Below are 18,082 nucleotides of genomic sequence, written 5' to 3'. Positions count from 1 at the left end.
GCCACTCCTTAACGCGCCGCCGCTTCAGCGGGGGTACGGGTAACACGAACATAGACGATGTACAGCAGCATCACGATGATCAGCAACTGGCTGCCGAGTGCAGCGGCCATGCCCCAGTTCATGGTGCTGTTCGTAAAGAAGGCCACAAAATAGCTGACCATCTGGTCGTCGGGACCGCCGAGCAGCGCCGGGGTAACGTAATAACCAATCGCCATCATAAATACCAGCAGCGCACCGGCGGTGATACCCGCGAAGGTTTGCGGCACATACACGCGCCAGAAAGCGAGAAACGGATGCGCCCCAAGGGAGATGGCGGCACGCATGTAACTGGGTGAAATGCCTTTCATCACTGCATACAGCGGCAGCACAATAAACGGCAGCAGAATATGGGTCATCGAGATATAGACGCCGAGGCGGTTAAACACCAGCGTCAGCGGATGATCGATCAGGCCAATCCCCATCAGCGCCCGGTTGATCAGCCCGCCCGATTGCAGCAGCACAATCCAACTGGCGGTACGGACAATCAGCGAGGTCCAGAACGGCAGCAGCACCAGAATCATCAACAGGTTGGCACGGCCTGACGGCTGCTTCGCCAGCCAGTAAGCGAGGGGATAGCCGATACCGACACACAACAGGGTCACCACCGTCGCCATCCATAAGGTGCGCAGCAGTACATTTACGTACAGCGCCTGGTCAGCGGGTTGGCTGACGATAGCACCGGTTTTGGCATCGACTTTACGGTCAAAGGCCGACAGCAGATACAGGCTGGTCAGAGGTTTGGCGGCACGTTGCAGCGTGCGCCAGGTGGTGATATCTCCCCACAGCGGCTGTTTGGCAATCAGGATGTTCTTCACATCAACACCATCGGCCGGTGCCTGACGTGGAACGGCCAGGATCAGGCGACGGTAGCTGGCATCTTCGTAGCTGAGACGCTTCGCTACACTGGCGATTTGTCCCTGATCGCGCGCGGCGATTAACTCTTTCGCTAGCAGGGCATAAAGGTGCTCGTCCGGTAATGCATCCCCCGACCATGCCTGTAAGGCTTTGCTGGTTTGCGGCAACGCCTCTGGCAGTTCCGGGTTATTGATGCTTTGGCTGAGGATCGAACCAATCGGGAAGAGGAAGCAGACCACCACGAACACCAACAACGGCGCAATAAGCAGCAGCGAACGCCGGGTTTTGGCAAACTCACTGCGGTTCAGGCGCTGGCGCAGTGTCGGTTCGTGCGCGTTGGGCGCCGATTGTGCTGGGGTATCCAACACGGGATTTTGGCTCATGGCCGGACTCCTTACTGATATTTCTGCACTCATTCGTAGCGGCGCGATTTATCGCGCAATGCTGTGCGTCGTGCCGGAAAAAAAACGCGATAAATCGCGCCGCTACGGGACTACTTACTTCGCGGCCCAGCTGTTAAAGCGCTGTTCCAGCTCTTCGCCATGCTCCAGCCAGAAATTGGCATCTACCTGTACCGATTTCGCCAGGTTATCCGGCGCGGTTGGCAGTTGCTTCAGACGGGCAGGTTCAAGCAGCGATCCGGCTTTAATATTGGTCGGACCGTAAGGGATATTTTCGGCATAGACTTTCTGGTTTTCCGGCTGGTTAGCAAAGGCGATAAACTTTTCCGCCAGTGCCTTATGTTGCGAACCTTTGACGATGGCCCAGTTGTCCAGGTCATACAGGCCGCCGTCCCAGACGATTTTGAAGTTGTGACCTTCAGCCTGCGCGGTACCAACGCGGCCGTTGTAAGCGGAAGCCATCACCACGTCGCCCGATACCAGCCATTGCAGCGGCTGCGCACCGGATTCCCACCACTGAATATTCGGTTTCAGCTCATCCAGTTTTTTGAAGGCACGATCAACACCGGCCGGGGTCGCCAGCACTTTGTAGACATCTTCACGCTTCACGCCATCGGCCATCAGCGCGATTTCAAGGGTATATTTGGCGCTCTTACGCAGCGCGCGTTTACCCGGGAATTTCTTCACATCCCAGAAGTCAGCCCAGCTGGTCGGGGCGGTTTTCAGTTTGTCGGCGTCATAGGTCAGTACGGTCGACCAGACAAAAATCCCGGCACCGCATTCGCTCACGCTACCGGGAATAAAATCACTTTTTTTCCCCAGCTTGTTCCAGTCGAGAGTTTCGAACAGCCCTTCCTCGCAACCGCGCAGCAGTTCCGGCGTTTCCAGCTCCACCACATCCCAGCCAACCTGTTTGGTTTCAACCATCGCGCGGATACGTGCCATCTCGCCGTTGTACTCGCCCGCGTCAATGGTGCCAAGGCCAGCGGCAGTGAACGGTTTATAGAATGCTTTGTCCTGGGCGTCTTTATTGGTGCCACCAAAAGAGATCACAGTCAGGGTTTCTGCCTGTGCTTGCAGTGCTATGGTAGCGAAAATGAGTACAGCTAACTTTTTAACCATCCCACAACTCCTGAATTATTATTGATGTGCAGGCGAACCTGCGTGGTGTTTGCAATGCAGCTTTTATGCCAGGTAACCGGCGCAGCGCTGGAACGGAGCGATGCGCCGGGGGAGACTTAGTGTTTTGCCAGAATGCCGGTCAGCAGTTGCAAGGCGCTGTCGAACTGCGCGTCCGGAATGGTGAGCGGATAGAGGAAGCGGATCACGTTGCCGTATACACCGCAGGTCAGCAGAATCAACCCTTGAGCCAGCGCCTGTTGCTGGATGGAACGGGCGATATCGGCAGACGGCTTGCCAGCCGCATCGTTAAATTCTGCGGCGATCATCGAACCACGGCCACGTACGTCAACCAGTGCGCGACAACCGGCACCCTGTAAGGTTTCGGTAAGTTTTGCGCCGAGCTGATTGGCACGCTGGCACAGCTGTTCTTCATCGATAACATCGAGCACCGCGTGTGCCGCAGCAATTGCTGGTGGGCTACCGGCGTAGGTGCCGCCCAGACCACCCGGTTGCGGGGCATCCATCACTTCGGCGCGACCGGCCACCGCTGACAGCGGCATGCCGCCTGCCAGGCTCTTCGCCATGGTGATCAGATCGGGTTTGACGTCGTAGTATTCACAGGCGAACAGTTTACCGGTGCGGGCAAACCCGCTCTGAATCTCGTCGGCAATCAGCAGAATTCCGTGCTGGTCACACAGCTTGCGCAGCGCGCTGACAAACTCTGGCGGCGCGACGTTGAAGCCGCCTTCGCCCTGAATCGGTTCGAAAATAATTGCCGCTACCTGCTGTGGGCTGATATCGCATTTGAAAATCGCTTCGAGGCTTTCCAGTGCTGCGGCAACGCTGTGGCCATGCAGTGCGTTGGGATAGCGGGCGTGGAATACCGAGCTGGCAAACGGGCCGAAACCGGTTTTGTAAGGCACCACTTTGCCGGTCAGGGTCATGGTCATATGGGTTCGGCCATGAAACGCACCGGTGAAGGCGATGATACCCGGACGTCCGGTGGCCGCACGGGCAATCTTCACCGCGTTTTCCACCGCTTCTGCGCCGGTGGAGAAGAACGTGGTTTTGGCTGGACCGGCCACCGGTACACGTTCGTTCAAACGCTCGGCCAGGCTGATGTAATTCTCGTACGGGATGACCTGGAATGCGGTGTGAGTGAAGCAATCCAGTTGCTGCTTCACTGCTGCCATCACTTTAGGATGGCGATGACCGGTGTTCAGCACCGCGATGCCAGCGCTGAAATCGGTGTATTCGCGGCCCTGATGATCCCAGAGCGTGGCGTTTTCCGCTTTCACGGCATAGAAATCGCACATCACACCGACCCCACGCGGGGTGGCGTTTAAACGACGTGCCTGTAATTCGCTGTTACTCATAGCTCAACCTCATCATGTGATTCGCCGGCTGATTTCACGCCGGAAAACTGCCCTGCTTGCTTTTTAGCGTTTTCAGGGTTTTATAATCCAGAGCCAGTTTTTTTTATTTTGAGGTACCAATTTTGCGCAGCTTACTGGGTGACCTGCTGTTTCAGCGTTTAAATCAGCTTTCCGGCGGCCCGTTGGCGAAGCGCCTGTACGATGTGTTGCAGGGGGCGATTCAGGAAGGGGCCATTGCCACCGGCGTGCGTTTACCCGCCAGCCGTGACCTGGCGCGCGAGCTGTCGGTATCACGTAATACCGTGCTGGCGGCCTATGAAAAACTGCAATCTGAAGGGTATCTGGAGACGCGAACCGGAAGTGGTACCTTCGTCACCCTTGTGTTGCCTGAAGAGAGCCCGGAAGTGGCACCTGCACCCACCATCAAACCGCGTGCGATGAGCAACATCCGCTTGTCACGGCGCGGTACGCGGCTGCTGTCGCAAAGTGGGGCCGGGGCGTTCCAGTGGGGGGCGTTTATGCCGGGGGTGCCGGATGTCAGCTACATGCCACACGACATCTGGCGCAAAATCCAGTTGCGTATCAGCCGTCGTCTGCCGGTGGAATCCCTGAGCTACGCCAACCACGGTGGTTGCGTTGAGCTGCAACAGGCGTTGGCTGAGTACCTGCGGGTGATCCGTTCGGTCAACTGCACGGCAGAGCAGGTGCTGGTGACAGCCGGGACGCATCAGTCGCTCGATTTGCTGGCGAAGATGCTGTGCGATCCCGGCGATAGCGCGCTGGTGGAAGAACCGGGCTATTGGGGCATTCGCAATGTGCTGGCGGTTAACGGTATCGAGCTGATCCCCACCGAGGTGGACGAGCAGGGGTTGGTGCTGCCGCCGGAGCAGAGTGACCGACCTGCTCCGCGCCTGATTTGCGTGACGCCATCGCACCAGTATCCGCTTGGGGCGGTGATGAGCCTGCAACGCCGGCATGAGTTATTAAATCGCGCCAAAAGTACCGGTAGCTGGGTGGTTGAGGATGATTACGACGGCGAGTTTCGCTTTGCGGGTAGCCCGATTCCTGCGCTTCAGGGGTTGTCCCCGGATGCGCCGGTGATTTATCTCGGTACTTTCAGCAAGACGCTCTATCCGGGTATCCGCCTGAGTTACATGGTGGTCCCTAAACCGCTGGCGGCCCGCATGAAAATGGCCCATTCGGAGTTGTATCGTGGCGGCTACGGTCTGGTGCAACTGACGCTGGCGGAGTTTATTCGCGAAGGGCATTACGCTGCGCACGTCAGGCGCATGCGGCAGATTTACAGTCGCCGCCGCGCGGCGCTGGTGGCGTTGATCAGCGAAACGCTGGGCGCGTCCTGGGTGGTGCATCACAGCAACGCCGGACTGCACCTGATTCTCGGATTGCCGGAAAGTATCGACGATGTGGCCTTCAGCGCGGAGTTGGAGCAGAACGGCGTGTTAACGCGCCCGTTGTCGTCGTATTACCAGCGCGGCACGCTGCGTCGCGGGTTGCTGCTGGGCTACGCCTGTGTCGACGAAGCGCAGATGGCCACCGCCTTCGCGCCGATTCTGCAACGGTTGCAACATCACCTTAAAACCACGCCTGTTGCTCAGTGATCCGATGTTGCCCTGACACGGTGCAGGGCACGTTATCAGTGCAGTTGCGTTATTTTTAACATTTTCGCAACGTTAATTTTAAAAAGACAATAGAAAACAATAGCCTGCGATTTTTGATTCAGGCTAATTTTGTAGTTGAATTGTCAAATTTCTCTTGTGTTCCTGAAATGCGATGTGGTAGTGCTAAAAAAAGAGCCGCCAGCATGTGCATTTTCAACTTGTTCATGCAGGAACCGTGCCTGGATTACATTTCCTTCACGCATTACGAGAGAACGTCATGAGAAATTTCGTTAGTTTCAGGAACATAAAAAAGAGTTACGACGGCGATAAGCTGGTGGTGCGTAACCTCAATCTTGACGTGGAGGAAGGGGAGTTTCTCACGCTGCTTGGCCCATCCGGTTCGGGTAAAACCACCAGTCTGATGATGCTGGCGGGGTTTGAAACGCCGACTGATGGCGAGATTCTGTTGCGTGATAAACCGTTGCATACGTTGCCGCCGCACCAGCGCGATATTGGTATGGTGTTCCAGAACTATGCGCTGTTCCCGCATATGACCGTGGCGGAGAACCTCGCGTTTCCGCTGTCGATCCGGCGTATGAACAAAGCGGATATCAAATCCCGTGTGGATCGCATCCTTGACATGATCAAGCTCACCTCGCTGGCGGATCGTTACCCGGCGCAAATGTCCGGTGGACAACAGCAACGCGTGGCCCTGGCGCGCGCCCTGGTGTTTGAGCCGAAGCTGGTGTTGATGGATGAACCCCTCGGTGCGCTGGACAAACAATTGCGTGAACATATGCAGATGGAGATCAAACAGTTACACGATATGCTCGGCCTGACGATCGTCTATGTGACGCACGATCAAAGCGAAGCAATGACCATGTCCGATCGGGTAGCGGTGTTTAACGACGGTATGATCCAGCAGATGGACAGCCCGGATAAACTTTACGAGCAGCCGGAGAACGCCTTCGTTGCGCAGTTTATCGGTGAAAACAACAGCTTGCTGGCAACGCAGGTGGCGCAGAACGGTGATTTCTATCAGGTTAAACTGGATGACGGTACACAACTGGATGCGTTAAAAGTGCGTCCCAGTTCACCGGGTAAAAAGATCCAGCTCAGCATTCGTCCGGAGCGCGTCAACGTCAATGCACCGGAGCAGGGCGATCAGATCGTGCAGGCACAGATCCAGCAGTTTATTTATCTTGGCGACCATGTGCGGATGTTGACCAGCGTAGCAGGTCAGGGGAATTTTATGGTGAAACTGTCGCCATCGAAGATGGACAAGAGTTGGCAGCCGGGTGCACAGGTGACGCTATCGTGGCAGCCGCAGCATCTGCGTGCGCTGGATGTGATGTTGCAATAATGCAGTAATGCGCGATAAATCGCGCCACTACCAACGTTTTCCTGGCCGTAGCGGCGCGATTTATCGCGCAAAAAAAGGCGTCCCACGGGACGCCTTTAGCGTTTTAACCTTCAGCCTGCTGTGACTGAATCGCCGTCAGCGCGATGGTGTAGACGATATCATCTACCAGCGCACCGCGTGACAGGTCGTTCACCGGCTTACGCATCCCCTGCAACATCGGCCCGATGGAGATCAGGTCAGCGGAACGCTGTACCGCTTTGTAGGTGGTGTTACCGGTGTTGAGATCCGGGAAGATAAACACGGTCGCACGGCCCGCAACCTGCGAGTTCGGCGCTTTGGATTTCGCCACGTCTTCCATGATGGCGGCGTCATACTGCAACGGACCGTCGATCACCAGATCCGGACGTTTTTCCTGCGCGATACGGGTCGCTTCACGCACTTTCTCTACATCGCTACCGGCACCAGAGTTACCGGTGGAGTAGGAGATCATTGCCACGCGCGGATCGATACCGAAGGCTTTGGCCGAGTCGGCAGACTGAATCGCGATTTCTGCCAGCTGTTCCGGGTTCGGATCCGGGTTGATAGCGCAGTCGCCATACACCAGCACCTGCTCCGGCAACAGCATAAAGAACACCGAGGAAACCAGTGAGCTGTTCGGCGCGGTTTTGATCAACTGCAACGGCGGACGGATGGTGTTAGCGGTGGTGTGAACGGCACCGGATACCAGGCCGTCGACTTCGCCACTTTCCAGCATCATGGTGCCGAGCACCACGTTATCTTCCAGTTGCTCCTGCGCGACCACTTCGGTCATGCCTTTGCTCTTACGCAGTTCGACCAGGCGTGGCACGTAGTTCCCACGGACCACTTCCGGATCAACAATCTCGATACCTTTACCCAGTTCAACACCCTGTGCCGCAGCAACGCGTTGGATCTCGTCCGGATTACCCAGCAGCACGCAGGTGGCGATGCCACGTTCGGCACAGATTGCGGCCGCTTTCACGGTACGCGGTTCGTCGCCTTCCGGCAGTACGATGCGTTTGCCCGCTTTGCGTGCCAGCTCGGTCAACTGGTAGCGGAATGCTGGTGGTGACAGACGACGGCTGCGCTCTGACGTCGCCGTCAGCGACTCGATCCAGTCGTTGTTGATGTAGCTGGCAACGTACTCCTGCACTTTTTCGATGCGCTGGGTATCGTCAGCCGGAACCTCAAGGTTAAAGCTTTGCAGGCTGAGCGAGGTTTGCCAGGTGTTGGTTTTCACCATAAAGACCGGCAGGCCAGTCTGGAAGGCGCGTTCGCACAGACGACCAATACGTTCATCGATCTGATAACCGCCGGTCAGCAGAATGGCACCGATTTCTACGCCATTCATCGCGGCCAGGCAGGCTGCCACCAGCACATCCGGGCGGTCTGCCGAGGTCACCAGCAGGGAACCCGGACGGAAATGTTCCAGCATATGCGGGATGCTGCGGGCGCAGAAGGTGACGGATTTCACCCGACGGGTGTGGATGTCGCCTTCATTGATGATGTCAGCGTTCAGGTGACGGGACATATCAATCGCACGGGTAGCGATCAGATCAAAGCTCCACGGCACGCAACCCAACACCGGCAGCGGGCTGTCAGCAAACAGCTGCTTCGGATCGATGTTGGCGATGCTGGCTTTGGAGGAGTCGTCAAAGATCTCTGACAGGTCAGGACGCGTACGGCCTTGTTCATCGACCGGGGCGTTCAGTTTATTGATGATCACGCCGGTGATGTTTTTGTTCTTGCTGCCGCCAAAGCTGCTTTGCGTCAGTTCGATACGTTCTTTCAGCTGCGCCGGTGAATCGTTGCCCAGTGCGGTCACAAACACGATTTCCGCATTCAGGGTCTTGGCGATTTCATAGTTCAGCGCAGAGGCAAACTGATGTTTGCGCGTCGGCACCAGACCTTCAACCAGCACCACTTCCGCGTCTTTGGTGTTTTCGTGGTAGCGGGCGATGATCTCTTCCATCAGCACATCCTGCTGGTTAGAACCGAGCAGCGACTCAACGCGTGACATCAGCAGCGGTTCGGCGGCTGGGATGGCGGAGTTCTTACGAATGATGGTGGTGGTCTGGTCTGGCGTATCGCCGCCAGCGCGCGGCTGGGCGATAGGCTTAAATACGCTCAGGCGCACGCCTTTGCGTTCCATCGCACGGATCACGCCGAGGCTGACGCTGGTCAGGCCGACGCTGGTGCCGGTAGGAATGAGCATAATTGTACGAGACACGTTATATCCTCTCTGGTATTGCAATGGCTCAAAACAACTCCGTCAGCCTGAGCTGACGGAGAGAAGCATTTATGCGGTAAGACGCGCAGCGTCCTGGGCGATGACCAACTCTTCGTTGGTCGGGATGACCAGTGCCGGGCGAGTCCCTTCTTTGTTAATGAAGCCAGACTTGCCGAAACGCGCGGCCAGGTTACGTTCGTGATCCACTTCGAAGCCGATCAACCCCAGTTTCTGCAATGACAGTTCGCGTACCATCGCGGCATTCTCACCGATACCGCCGGTGAACACCACGGCGTCGAGGCGGCCTTCCATCAGGGAGGTGTAGCCACCGATATACTTCGCCAGACGATGACAGAACACGTCCATAGCGCGTTTAGCATCTTCTTTGGTGGTGTAGTTATCTTCGACATAACGGCAGTCGCTGGTGACTTCGGTCAGACCCAGCAGGCCGGACTCTTTGGTCAGCAGTTTGTTGATGGCATCCACGCTCATGCCGAGGGTGTCGTGCAGGAAGAATACGATCGCCGGATCGATGTCACCGCTGCGGGTACCCATCACCAGACCTTCCAGCGGCGTCAGACCCATTGAGGTATCAACGCACACGCCGTTGCGAATGGCCGAAACAGAACCGCCATTGCCAAGGTGGCAAGTGATCACATTCAGTTCTGTCACCGGTTTATCCAGCATTTTGGCCGCTTCCTGAGTCACATAATAGTGACTGGTACCATGCGCGCCATAACGACGTACGCCGTGCTCTTTATACAGTTTGTAGGGCAGGGCGTAGAGATAAGATTCTTCAGGCATTGTCTGATGGAAAGCTGTATCAAAAACCGCCACATTCTTGTCAGACAGATGCGGGAAGTTTTTCATCGCTTCGTCGATACCAATCAGGTGTGCCGGATTGTGCAGCGGAGCAAAGGAAGAAGCGTCTTTAATCCCCTGGATTACGGATTCATCAATCACAACGGATTGGGTCAGCTGTTCGCCGCCATGCACGATGCGATGACCGATTGCAGCGATTTGTGCCGACAGCTCTGGTTTTTGTGCCAGAATAGTTTTAACAATGAAGTTGAGGGCTTCGCTATGCGCGGCACCCGCACCCAGAGGGGCTTCCTGTTTGCTACCTTCCAGTTTCCACTTAATGCGTGCTTCGGGCAGATGGAAGCATTCAGCCAGACCGGAGAGATATTCGTCGCCGCTGGCGGGGTTGAGGATGGCAAACTTGAGTGAGGAGCTGCCGCAGTTCAGAACCAGAACTAACTTCGTCGACATGGAAGTACCTATTGGTTAAATAGTGGCGAAAAATAACGCGATCAGACTAACAGCGTAGCCCATGAAAGCTGGTAAATTAATGATTAACATCATGCGGTAGTCAAAAAGAGACCGTTCCGCAAAAAATTTTGGTAATTTTACGCGAATTTTTGAAATCCGCTTAGCGAAACATGGCTCTAAACTGTTCTTTAATTGAGCAGTAGCTTCCGGTAATGTTGCTAAAACGGCGTCAGAATACTCAGTGTCACCCTTAAAGACAAAAACTTTTGAAGGATGTCACGTAAAGTTGTGTAGTTATCAGTTTATTTTAAATGTTGTAAGAATAGTTGAGGTCTATCATGGCGAATGACACGGGCAATCCTGGCTGGTTCGGCTTATTTCAGCGCGGACAGCATTACATGAAGACCTGGCCGGCTGATAAACGCCTGGCACCTGTTTTTCCTGAAAATCGGGTAGTGACGGCAACGCGTTTTTCTATTCGTTTTATGCCGCCATTGGCTATCTTCACCCTGACCTGGCAAATCGCGATGGGTGGGCAACTGGGACCAGCCGTTGCAACAGCATTATTCGCCTGTAGCCTGCCAATGCAGGGGCTGTGGTGGCTGGGCAAACGTTCGATGACACCGCTTCCGCCAACCTTACTGCAATGGTTCCATGAAGTGCGCGCCAAACTGGAAGAGGCCGGACAGGCGATTGCCCCGGTGGAAGGAAAGCCGACCTATCAGGCGTTGGCGGATGTGTTAAAACGCGCGTTCAAGCAACTCGACCGTACCTTTCTTGACGATCTTTGATCGCAGCGTCTTTTTAACTGCGACAGAATTTGCCGCTTATCCGGGGTCAAATCAAAGAAAAGTGGTGCGGACATACCCGCATCACTTCCGTTGTGCAATCATTTCTCCATTGGTTTAAATTTTAAACGGTCGCAATGACCCTGGAGAACATCATGGAAATGACCCACGCACAGCGGCTCATCCTGTCGAATCAATACAAAATGATGGCGATGCTTGAGCCGGATAATGCCGAGCGCTATCGTCGTTATCAAACCATCATCGAACGCGGCTATGGCCTGCAACTGCGCGAACTGGATAAAGAGTTTGGCGAGTTGAGTGAAGCAACTTGTCGCACCCTGATCGATATCATGGAGATGCACCATGCGTTGCATGTCTCCTGGTCCAATCTCAAAGAGGGTGCACAGATCGAGGAGCGTCGCCTTGCCTTTCTTGGCTTTGATGCCGCGACGGAAGCGCGCTATCTCGGCTATGTGCGTTTTATGGTTAACACCGAAGGGCGTTATACCCATTTCGATTCCGGTACCCACGGTTTTAATGCGCAAACGCCGATGTGGGAAAAATATCAACGGATGTTGGCGTTGTGGCACACTTGCCCCCGCCAGTATCATTTAAGCGCGAATGAGATTGCGCAAATTCTCAATGCCTGAAGAAGGAGTAGCGAGTGACGTACAGAGGTTTTCTGTTTGATTTGGATGGCACGCTGGTGGATTCACTGCCTGCCGTAGAGCGTGCGTGGACACAATGGGGCGCACGCCATGGGTTTACGGCAGACGTCATTCTGAACTTCATTCATGGCAAACAGGCAATAACATCGTTACGTCATTTTATGGCGGGCCAGAGCGAGGAAGCGATTCAGGCGGAGTTTTTGCGTCTGGAAAGCATTGAAGCGTCAGATACTGATGGCGTTCAAGCCTTACCTGGCGCGCAGGTGCTACTGGCAACGCTGAACGAGCTGCAAATTCCGTGGGCAATCGTGACTTCGGGTTCGATTCCGGTTGCTCATGCGCGCCACAAAGCCGCCGGTCTGCCTGCGCCCGCGGTCTTTATCACGGCTGAGAATGTTAAACGCGGCAAGCCGGAGCCGGACGCCTATCTGCTGGGAGCTGAGAAACTGGGGTTAAGCGCGCGTGAATGCGTAGTAGTGGAAGATGCGCCTGCGGGCGTGCTGGCGGGACTGAATGCCGGAAGCGCGGTGATCGCCGTGAATGCCCCAGCCGATACTCCACGTCTCAGCGATGTAACTTTTTCGCTGACTACGCTGGAAGCGTTGGTGGTCACCGGTGATGGGAAGGGCGGTTTTACCCTGTCGCTGAAAGCATAATTCGCAACGGCGCGATTTACCGCGCCGTGAATCACGCCGCTACAGCGGCGTTTCCTGCGAAATCTCGTCCAGTGACAGGCTAAAGCTGGGAATGAACACCTCGACAAAGTAATCCATTTCTGGCGAACGGCGTTGCGCCAGGGTTTTTTCAAGACGCGCTTTTGCCAGCAGGAATTCGTTGTTCCCGGCTGACAACTCCTCAAGACACTTCACGTACGCGCACAAGGCATCGGCTTGCTTCACCACCGCCTGTTCCGCTTCGCTGTGCAGATGTTCGTCCAGTAATGGGCGGTAAGCATCCTGCAATTCAGGAGGCAGCATCTCAATCAGCTTTTGCTGTGCAATTTTCTCTATCTTCTTATATTCATGAGCGATTTGCGCGTTGTAGTACTTCACCGGAGTTGGCAGATCACCGGTCAGCACTTCACTGGCATCATGATAAAGCGCCAGCATCGCAATGCGTTCAGCATTGAGATTACCGTTAAATTTTTTGTTCTTAATGATCGCCAGCGCATGAGCAACCATCGCCACCTGAAGGCTGTGTTCAGAGACGTTTTCAGTGCGCACGTTGCGCATCAGCGGCCAGCGGTTGATCAGTTTGAGACGGGAGAGATGGGCGAAAAAATGGCTTCGGGTCATGAGCGGTTCCTGTCGTACAACGGGGAGAGAGGACTCTCCCCGAAATACCACAACTATACGCGTCTGCGGTTACTGACGATACCCTTGCAGGAAGCGACCAAACTTGCTGATGGCCATTTCCAGATCGTCAACGCGTGGCAGGGTCACGATACGCACATGATCCGGCCACGGCCAGTTGAACGCGGTACCCTGAACCAACAGCACTTTTTCCTGTAGCAGGAAATCGAGCACCATTTTCTGGTCGTCGAACAGGTTGAACTTTTTCGCATCAATACGCGGGAACATATAAAGCGCACCCTGCGGTTTCACACAGCTGACGCCGGGAATGTCATTGATTAATTCCCAGGCGCGCTGACGCTGTTCATATAACCGTCCACCTGGTGCGATAAACTCACTGATGCTCTGGTAGCCACCCAACGCCGTCTGGATTGCGTGTTGCGCCGGTACGTTGGCACACAGGCGCATTGACGCCAGCATCTCCAGACCTTCGATATAGCCTTTGGCATGCTTTTTGGGGCCGTTCAGCACCATCCAGCCCTGACGGAAACCGGCAACGCGATAGGTTTTTGACAGACCGTTAAAGGTAACGGTCAGCAGGTCAGGTGCCAGCGCAGCAATAGAATGATGCTGGGCTTCGTCGTACAAAATCTTGTCGTAGATCTCATCGGCAAAGATGATCAAATTATGCTGACGCGCAATCTCGACAATCTCCAGCAGCAGTTCTTTGCTGTAGACCGCACCGGTCGGGTTGTTCGGGTTGATGATCACAATACCACGCGTGCGCGGCGTGATTTTGCTGCGGATATCATCCAGGTCCGGGAACCAATCCGAAGACTCGTCACACAGATAATGAACCGCTTTACCACTGGAAAGCGAAACCGCTGCTGTCCATAACGGGTAATCAGGTGCGGGCACCAGCATTTCATCGCCGCTGTTCAGCAATGCCTGCATGGCTTGCACGATCAGTTCCGAAACGCCATTACCTATATAGATGTCTTCAACGGTCATATCGCGCATTTCGCGCGCCTGGTAATGCTGCATGATCGCTTTGCGCGCCGAGTAGAGACCTTTGGAGTCACAATACCCTTGTGCGCTGGGCAGGTTGCGGATCACATCAACCAGGATTTCATCGGGGGCTTCAAAACCAAACGGGGCAGGATTGCCAATGTTGAGTTTGAGAACTTTGTTGCCTTCTTCTTCGAGACGTTTCGCCTCTTTCAGTACCGGCCCACGGATGTCATAGCAGACATTATCCAGCTTACCGGATTTATCAATTTGAAAATTCATCGCTACCGCCTTAACGGGCAGAGTCCATTTAACCTGCCACAAAAAACAAACCCGCCCAATTTACTCCTCTCCCCGTAACAAAAGAAGGGTCACCTCAGGTTTTGGCGTGTTTGGCAATTTTTCGAACTAGTCCTGGGGGAAAAGATATCTTAGACTAATTAAGGTGGTTAAATTGTCCAGTAAAGTAAAGAAAGTTGAAATTTAATGCTGCTTGCGTTGAGGTGGTCTGTAAACACCTTAATCCAGATGATGAGGGTGTGATTAAAAAAAATTTATTCACAACTGCGGGATTGGATTATTAGCGACAGGATGAAATAGTTAAAAAATATTTGTCAGAAGATGAATAGTTAATCGTTATTGGCCCATCCTCTGCTGGCGTTAGAAAATGCACCTCATTCTCATCGAGTTTCAGTGGGCTAATTCAAAGATGGGCCTGGTTCAGATAGCCGCTGGCGGCCTGCGATAAAGAGCATTTGCGCTGAAACTTAAGCTTTCCCTGACAAGTTTAGGAACCGGGGGGGCTTAAAAAATGAGCAGCATTGTGGCAGGATGTGCTGGAAAGGGGTTTTGGTCAAAAATTACAAGGTTTCTGATAAAAACATTTCCCTTTCTGGTGCAAAAATGATTAAGTATAATTTATTATTTGATGCAGTTTACCTCTTCGCATCATCATAACACGCAGTTATCATTTTTTGATCCGCAGCTCCTTTTTGCGGAAAACCAGGCAACTACACAGCTTCCTGCATTTGCGCGATTTACGCTTTCGGCCCGAGAAGTTGTTCTGTCTTATTGACGCCGCTGCTCTGTTTTCAGAGTGACGTAATCGTTGGTATCCGCCTGACACAGTTTTTCATGACAGTCTCCACACAGGGCTGTCATTAAGCACCATTACCTCTTATCCCAATGATGAGTAAGGTAATACACCAGGGTAGTAGTTTGTAAAAAATCTTATAAGTGAAGAAAAACATGACTAATGCAAATCGTCCGATACTGAATCTCGACCTCGATCTGCTGAGAACTTTCGTCGCCGTTGCTGACCTGAACACCTTTGCAGCTGCGGCTGCGGCCGTGTGCAGAACGCAATCAGCAGTAAGCCAGCAGATGCAGCGTCTGGAACAATTGGTAGGTAAAGAGCTGTTTGCCAGACATGGACGTAATAAATTGCTGACGGAGCATGGCATCCAACTGCTGGGCTACGCCAGAAAGATCCTTCGTTTCAACGACGAAGCTTGTACCTCTCTGATGTACAGCAATATTCAGGGCGTGCTGACCATTGGCGCTTCTGATGATACTTCCGACACCATCCTGCCATTCCTGCTTAATCGCGTAACCTCGGTCTATCCGAAACTGGCGATTGATGTTCGCGTGAAGCGCAATCCATTTATGATGGAAATGCTGAACCAGGGCGAAGTAGATTTGGTGGTGACCACCTCCAGTCCGGGTAACTTCACCCATCAGGTACTGCGCACGTCGCCGACCTTGTGGTATTGCGCGGCTGACTACATCTTCCAGCGCGGCGAAGCGATTCCTCTGGTGCTGTTGGATGAGCCCAGCCCGTATCGCGATATGGCGATTGACCATCTGAACGAAGCGGGTATCCCGTGGCGTATCTCTTACGTCGCTTCCACCCTGGCTGCGGTCCGTGCTGCGGTTAAAGCCGGGCTTGGGGTCACGGCGCGTCCGGTTGAGATGATGAGTCCGGAGCTGCGCGTGATGGGAGCGGCTGAAGGTTTGCCTGTGTTGCCGGATACGCAATATCTGCTGTGCCGTAACCCGGACAGCGATAACGAGTTGGCGCTGGCGATTTTCAATGCCATGCAATCCACTAACGATCCGTACAACCTGAGCGCGAATCCGGATAGTACGCTGCTGCTGGATGATGAAGAGTAATAACAATTTGAGCCGATAATCGTTCTCAAATAGAACATCGGCCAATTGTTAAAACATCGATAAATAAGCCTTAGCCTGGTTTTTACCGGCTAAGGCTTTTTTTGTGTCATTTTTGTTGGATATATCAGACGAAATTAGCACCAAATTATTCCCAGCCTTCCAAAAAAATGAAATGCATTCCATTTTTGTGTTAAATAGAACGCTTTTATCATTTCGTGCCATCTTCTCCTGGGCGTTTGCCTGTCCCTTTTGCCGATTTTTACAGCAAAAAGCACTGTTATGTGTTCTGGATCAAAAAAATAGCCCTGAAAAGGACAAGGAAATCCGGTTAATTCCTGTCAAAATATGATTGTTAAATGCACGATCCATGCATGTGAATTCCCGCTACACTGAAATTAACCTCACAAACTGAAGCGATTTAGCTGGCGCAACGGGCCTTGTATGTTAATAATATGCTGCGGATGTAAAATAATGTTTGGATACTTTTGTCAAAGTTGACAAAAGGTTATAGAAAGGAGTAAAAAACCCCATAAAATTGCTGCTTAATTGATAATGACAGCAAAGTTTATAAGGTTTTTTATCCTTCCCTTGAATCGATGTGGTGTGTTTGCTGCGACAGTGCAGGATGCCAGCGCCACTTTTGATGAGTAAGCAAAGAGTATGTCGACAACCACTGAAGTGATCGCTCATCACTGGGCATTTATTGTATTTATTGTTATCGCGTTCGGTCTTTGTGCCTTCATGTTGACCGGTGGCTGGTTGTTAGGTGGACGTGCCCGGGCGCGCTACAAAAACACCCCGTTTGAATCGGGTATCGACTCGGTCGGTGACACCCATATTCGCCTCTCCGCAAAATTCTATCTGGTTGCGATGTTCTTCGTAATTTTCGACGTCGAAGCCCTCTTTTTATACGCATGGTCGACCTCCATCCGCGAAAGCGGCTGGGTCGGCTTTGTCGAAGCCGCAATTTTCATTTTGGTGCTGCTGGCAGGCCTGGTTTACCTGGTTCGCATCGGTGCACTGGATTGGGCGCCTGCGCGTCGTCGCGTTGTCGTCAAATCAATCCCGATCAGTCACAGCCACACCAATCCTCATAAGCAGTAAAAGCGAGGCAATAAGATGGACTACACGCTGACACGCGTAGACCCAAACGGGGGCGATAACGATCGCTATCCGCTGCAAAAACAGGAGATTGTCGCCGATCCTCTGGAGCAGCATGTTCACCGCAGCGTCTACATGGGCAAACTTGAGCATGCCCTGCACGACATGGTGAACTGGGGACGTAAAAACTCTCTCTGGCCGTATAACTTCGGCCTTTCCTGTTGCTACGTGGAAATGACCACGTCATTTACTGCGGTGCATGACGTGGCGCGTTTTGGTGCGGAAGTTATGCGTGCCTCCCCGCGTCAGGCTGACTTCATGGTGATTGCCGGTACGCCCTTTACCAAGATGGCACCGGTGATTCAGCGTTTGTATGACCAGATGCTGGAACCCAAATGGGTGATCTCGATGGGAGCCTGTGCCAACTCCGGCGGCATGTATGACATCTATTCAGTGGTGCAGGGCGTGGATAAATTCCTGCCGGTGGATGTGTACATTCCGGGCTGCCCGCCGCGTCCGGAAGCTTACATGCAGGCGCTGCTGCTGTTACGCGAGTCCATCGGTAAAGAGCGTCGTCCTCTCTCGTGGGTGGTGGGTGATCAGGGTGTGTATCGCGCCAATATGCAGTCGGAACGCGAAAGAAAACGCGGTGAACGCATTGCCGTCACCAACCTGAGAACACCCGACGAAGTTTAAGCTACCCGTACACGGATGGAGCCACGGCCGCAGCAGAACACCACAATTTAATGTGTGCCGCC

The 18,082-nt window shown here is 53.7% G+C and carries 15 protein-coding genes; 8 read left to right on the top strand and 7 right to left on the bottom strand.

The genetic code is table 11. From position 1 onward, the window contains the following. Positions 1 to 8: 8 nt before the first annotated feature. The 3 genes from AC6I8T_RS14595 to AC6I8T_RS14585 all read right to left on the bottom strand — a co-directional run bounded on the left by AC6I8T_RS14595 (position 9) and on the right by AC6I8T_RS14585 (position 3,793). A complete protein-coding gene (locus AC6I8T_RS14595) occupies positions 9 to 1,277 on the bottom strand; it encodes an ABC transporter permease (protein WP_497834070.1) in 1,269 nt (422 codons plus the stop codon). A gap of 114 nt (positions 1,278 to 1,391) precedes the next feature. Continuing rightward, on the bottom strand, positions 1,392 to 2,417 hold the full coding sequence (locus AC6I8T_RS14590; protein ID WP_021185086.1) for an ABC transporter substrate-binding protein: 1,026 nt from the start codon (positions 2,415 to 2,417) through the stop codon (positions 1,392 to 1,394). Between the two features lie 116 nt (positions 2,418 to 2,533). Further along, positions 2,534 to 3,793, bottom strand: a complete 1,260-nt coding sequence (locus tag AC6I8T_RS14585) for a 4-aminobutyrate--2-oxoglutarate transaminase (protein ID WP_208723911.1) — start codon at positions 3,791 to 3,793, stop codon at positions 2,534 to 2,536. A 122-nt stretch (positions 3,794 to 3,915) separates the two neighbouring features. On the opposite strand from AC6I8T_RS14585, the gene pdxR reads away from it, so the two are divergent. Next, positions 3,916 to 5,412: a MocR-like pyridoxine biosynthesis transcription factor PdxR gene (gene pdxR, locus AC6I8T_RS14580; protein ID WP_497834069.1), complete on the top strand. Its 1,497-nt coding sequence runs from the start codon at positions 3,916 to 3,918 to the stop codon at positions 5,410 to 5,412. A gap of 277 nt (positions 5,413 to 5,689) precedes the next feature. After that, positions 5,690 to 6,775 carry an ABC transporter ATP-binding protein gene (locus AC6I8T_RS14575; RefSeq protein ID WP_013509895.1) on the top strand — a complete coding sequence of 362 codons (1,086 nt, stop codon included), beginning with the start codon at positions 5,690 to 5,692 and terminating at the stop codon, positions 6,773 to 6,775. A gap of 103 nt (positions 6,776 to 6,878) precedes the next feature. Here the strand turns inward: AC6I8T_RS14575 and pta are convergent, their stop codons facing one another. Both pta and ackA read right to left on the bottom strand, forming a co-directional pair. After that, complete coding sequence (pta, locus tag AC6I8T_RS14570) at positions 6,879 to 9,023, bottom strand: phosphate acetyltransferase (protein WP_208723913.1); 2,145 nt, start codon at positions 9,021 to 9,023, stop codon at positions 6,879 to 6,881. Positions 9,024 to 9,092: 69 nt separating this feature from the next. Then, a complete protein-coding gene (ackA, locus tag AC6I8T_RS14565) occupies positions 9,093 to 10,295 on the bottom strand; it encodes an acetate kinase (RefSeq protein ID WP_208723914.1) in 1,203 nt (400 codons plus the stop codon). Between the two features lie 338 nt (positions 10,296 to 10,633). Here ackA and yfbV point away from each other — a divergent pair, with 338 nt between their 5' ends. The 3 genes from yfbV to AC6I8T_RS14550 all read left to right on the top strand — a co-directional run bounded on the left by yfbV (position 10,634) and on the right by AC6I8T_RS14550 (position 12,407). Beyond that, positions 10,634 to 11,086: a terminus macrodomain insulation protein YfbV gene (gene yfbV / locus AC6I8T_RS14560; protein ID WP_036626815.1), complete on the top strand. Its 453-nt coding sequence runs from the start codon at positions 10,634 to 10,636 to the stop codon at positions 11,084 to 11,086. Between the two features lie 152 nt (positions 11,087 to 11,238). Beyond that, positions 11,239 to 11,733, top strand: a complete 495-nt coding sequence (locus tag AC6I8T_RS14555; RefSeq protein ID WP_021185078.1) for a YfbU family protein — start codon at positions 11,239 to 11,241, stop codon at positions 11,731 to 11,733. Between the two features lie 14 nt (positions 11,734 to 11,747). After that, positions 11,748 to 12,407 (top strand): sugar phosphatase, encoded by a 660-nt coding sequence (locus AC6I8T_RS14550; protein WP_208723915.1) that lies wholly within the window; start codon positions 11,748 to 11,750, stop codon positions 12,405 to 12,407. 39 nt (positions 12,408 to 12,446) lie between these two features. On the opposite strand, the gene yfbR is transcribed toward AC6I8T_RS14550, so the two are convergent. Together yfbR and AC6I8T_RS14540 are read right to left on the bottom strand one after the other, a co-directional pair. Further along, a complete protein-coding gene (gene yfbR / locus AC6I8T_RS14545; protein ID WP_021185076.1) occupies positions 12,447 to 13,046 on the bottom strand; it encodes a 5'-deoxynucleotidase in 600 nt (199 codons plus the stop codon). A gap of 69 nt (positions 13,047 to 13,115) precedes the next feature. Beyond that, on the bottom strand, positions 13,116 to 14,333 hold the full coding sequence (locus AC6I8T_RS14540) for a pyridoxal phosphate-dependent aminotransferase (protein WP_013509888.1): 1,218 nt from the start codon (positions 14,331 to 14,333) through the stop codon (positions 13,116 to 13,118). A 966-nt stretch (positions 14,334 to 15,299) separates the two neighbouring features. Here AC6I8T_RS14540 and lrhA point away from each other — a divergent pair. The 3 genes from lrhA (at position 15,300) to AC6I8T_RS14525 (ending at position 18,020) form a co-directional block, all read left to right on the top strand. Further along, positions 15,300 to 16,223, top strand: a complete 924-nt coding sequence (lrhA, locus tag AC6I8T_RS14535) for a transcriptional regulator LrhA (protein WP_497834068.1) — start codon at positions 15,300 to 15,302, stop codon at positions 16,221 to 16,223. 660 nt (positions 16,224 to 16,883) lie between these two features. Then, positions 16,884 to 17,327 carry an NADH-quinone oxidoreductase subunit A gene (locus tag AC6I8T_RS14530; RefSeq protein WP_021185075.1) on the top strand — a complete coding sequence of 148 codons (444 nt, stop codon included), beginning with the start codon at positions 16,884 to 16,886 and terminating at the stop codon, positions 17,325 to 17,327. A 15-nt stretch (positions 17,328 to 17,342) separates the two neighbouring features. Next, the gene (locus AC6I8T_RS14525; protein ID WP_013509885.1) at positions 17,343 to 18,020 is read left to right on the top strand and encodes a NuoB/complex I 20 kDa subunit family protein; all 678 of its coding nucleotides are present in this window, start codon (positions 17,343 to 17,345) and stop codon (positions 18,018 to 18,020) included. The last annotated feature ends 62 nt before the right edge of the window (positions 18,021 to 18,082 follow it).

It is taken from the genome of Pantoea sp. X-Soil-OKNW-556 (assembly GCF_059730695.1).
The sequence above is the reverse complement of the archived record's forward strand: the minus strand, read 5'-3'. Positions and strand labels throughout refer to the sequence as shown.

Bases quoted from the DNA above. Each gene is read 5' to 3' on its own strand.
- AC6I8T_RS14595 (WP_497834070.1), bottom strand. From the start codon at position 1,277: ATGAGCCAAAATCCCGTGTTGGATACCCCAGCACAATCGGCGCCCAAC.
- AC6I8T_RS14590 (WP_021185086.1), bottom strand. From the start codon at position 2,417: ATGGTTAAAAAGTTAGCTGTACTCATTTTCGCTACCATAGCACTGCAA.
- AC6I8T_RS14585 (WP_208723911.1), bottom strand. From the start codon at position 3,793: ATGAGTAACAGCGAATTACAGGCACGTCGTTTAAACGCCACCCCGCGT.
- AC6I8T_RS14575 (WP_013509895.1), top strand. From the start codon at position 5,690: ATGAGAAATTTCGTTAGTTTCAGGAACATAAAAAAGAGTTACGACGGC.
- ackA (WP_208723914.1), bottom strand. From the start codon at position 10,295: ATGTCGACGAAGTTAGTTCTGGTTCTGAACTGCGGCAGCTCCTCACTC.
- yfbV (WP_036626815.1), top strand. From the start codon at position 10,634: ATGGCGAATGACACGGGCAATCCTGGCTGGTTCGGCTTATTTCAGCGC.
- AC6I8T_RS14555 (WP_021185078.1), top strand. From the start codon at position 11,239: ATGGAAATGACCCACGCACAGCGGCTCATCCTGTCGAATCAATACAAA.
- yfbR (WP_021185076.1), bottom strand. From the start codon at position 13,046: ATGACCCGAAGCCATTTTTTCGCCCATCTCTCCCGTCTCAAACTGATC.
- AC6I8T_RS14540 (WP_013509888.1), bottom strand. From the start codon at position 14,333: ATGAATTTTCAAATTGATAAATCCGGTAAGCTGGATAATGTCTGCTAT.
- lrhA (WP_497834068.1), top strand. From the start codon at position 15,300: ATGACTAATGCAAATCGTCCGATACTGAATCTCGACCTCGATCTGCTG.
- AC6I8T_RS14530 (WP_021185075.1), top strand. From the start codon at position 16,884: ATGTCGACAACCACTGAAGTGATCGCTCATCACTGGGCATTTATTGTA.
- AC6I8T_RS14525 (WP_013509885.1), top strand. From the start codon at position 17,343: ATGGACTACACGCTGACACGCGTAGACCCAAACGGGGGCGATAACGAT.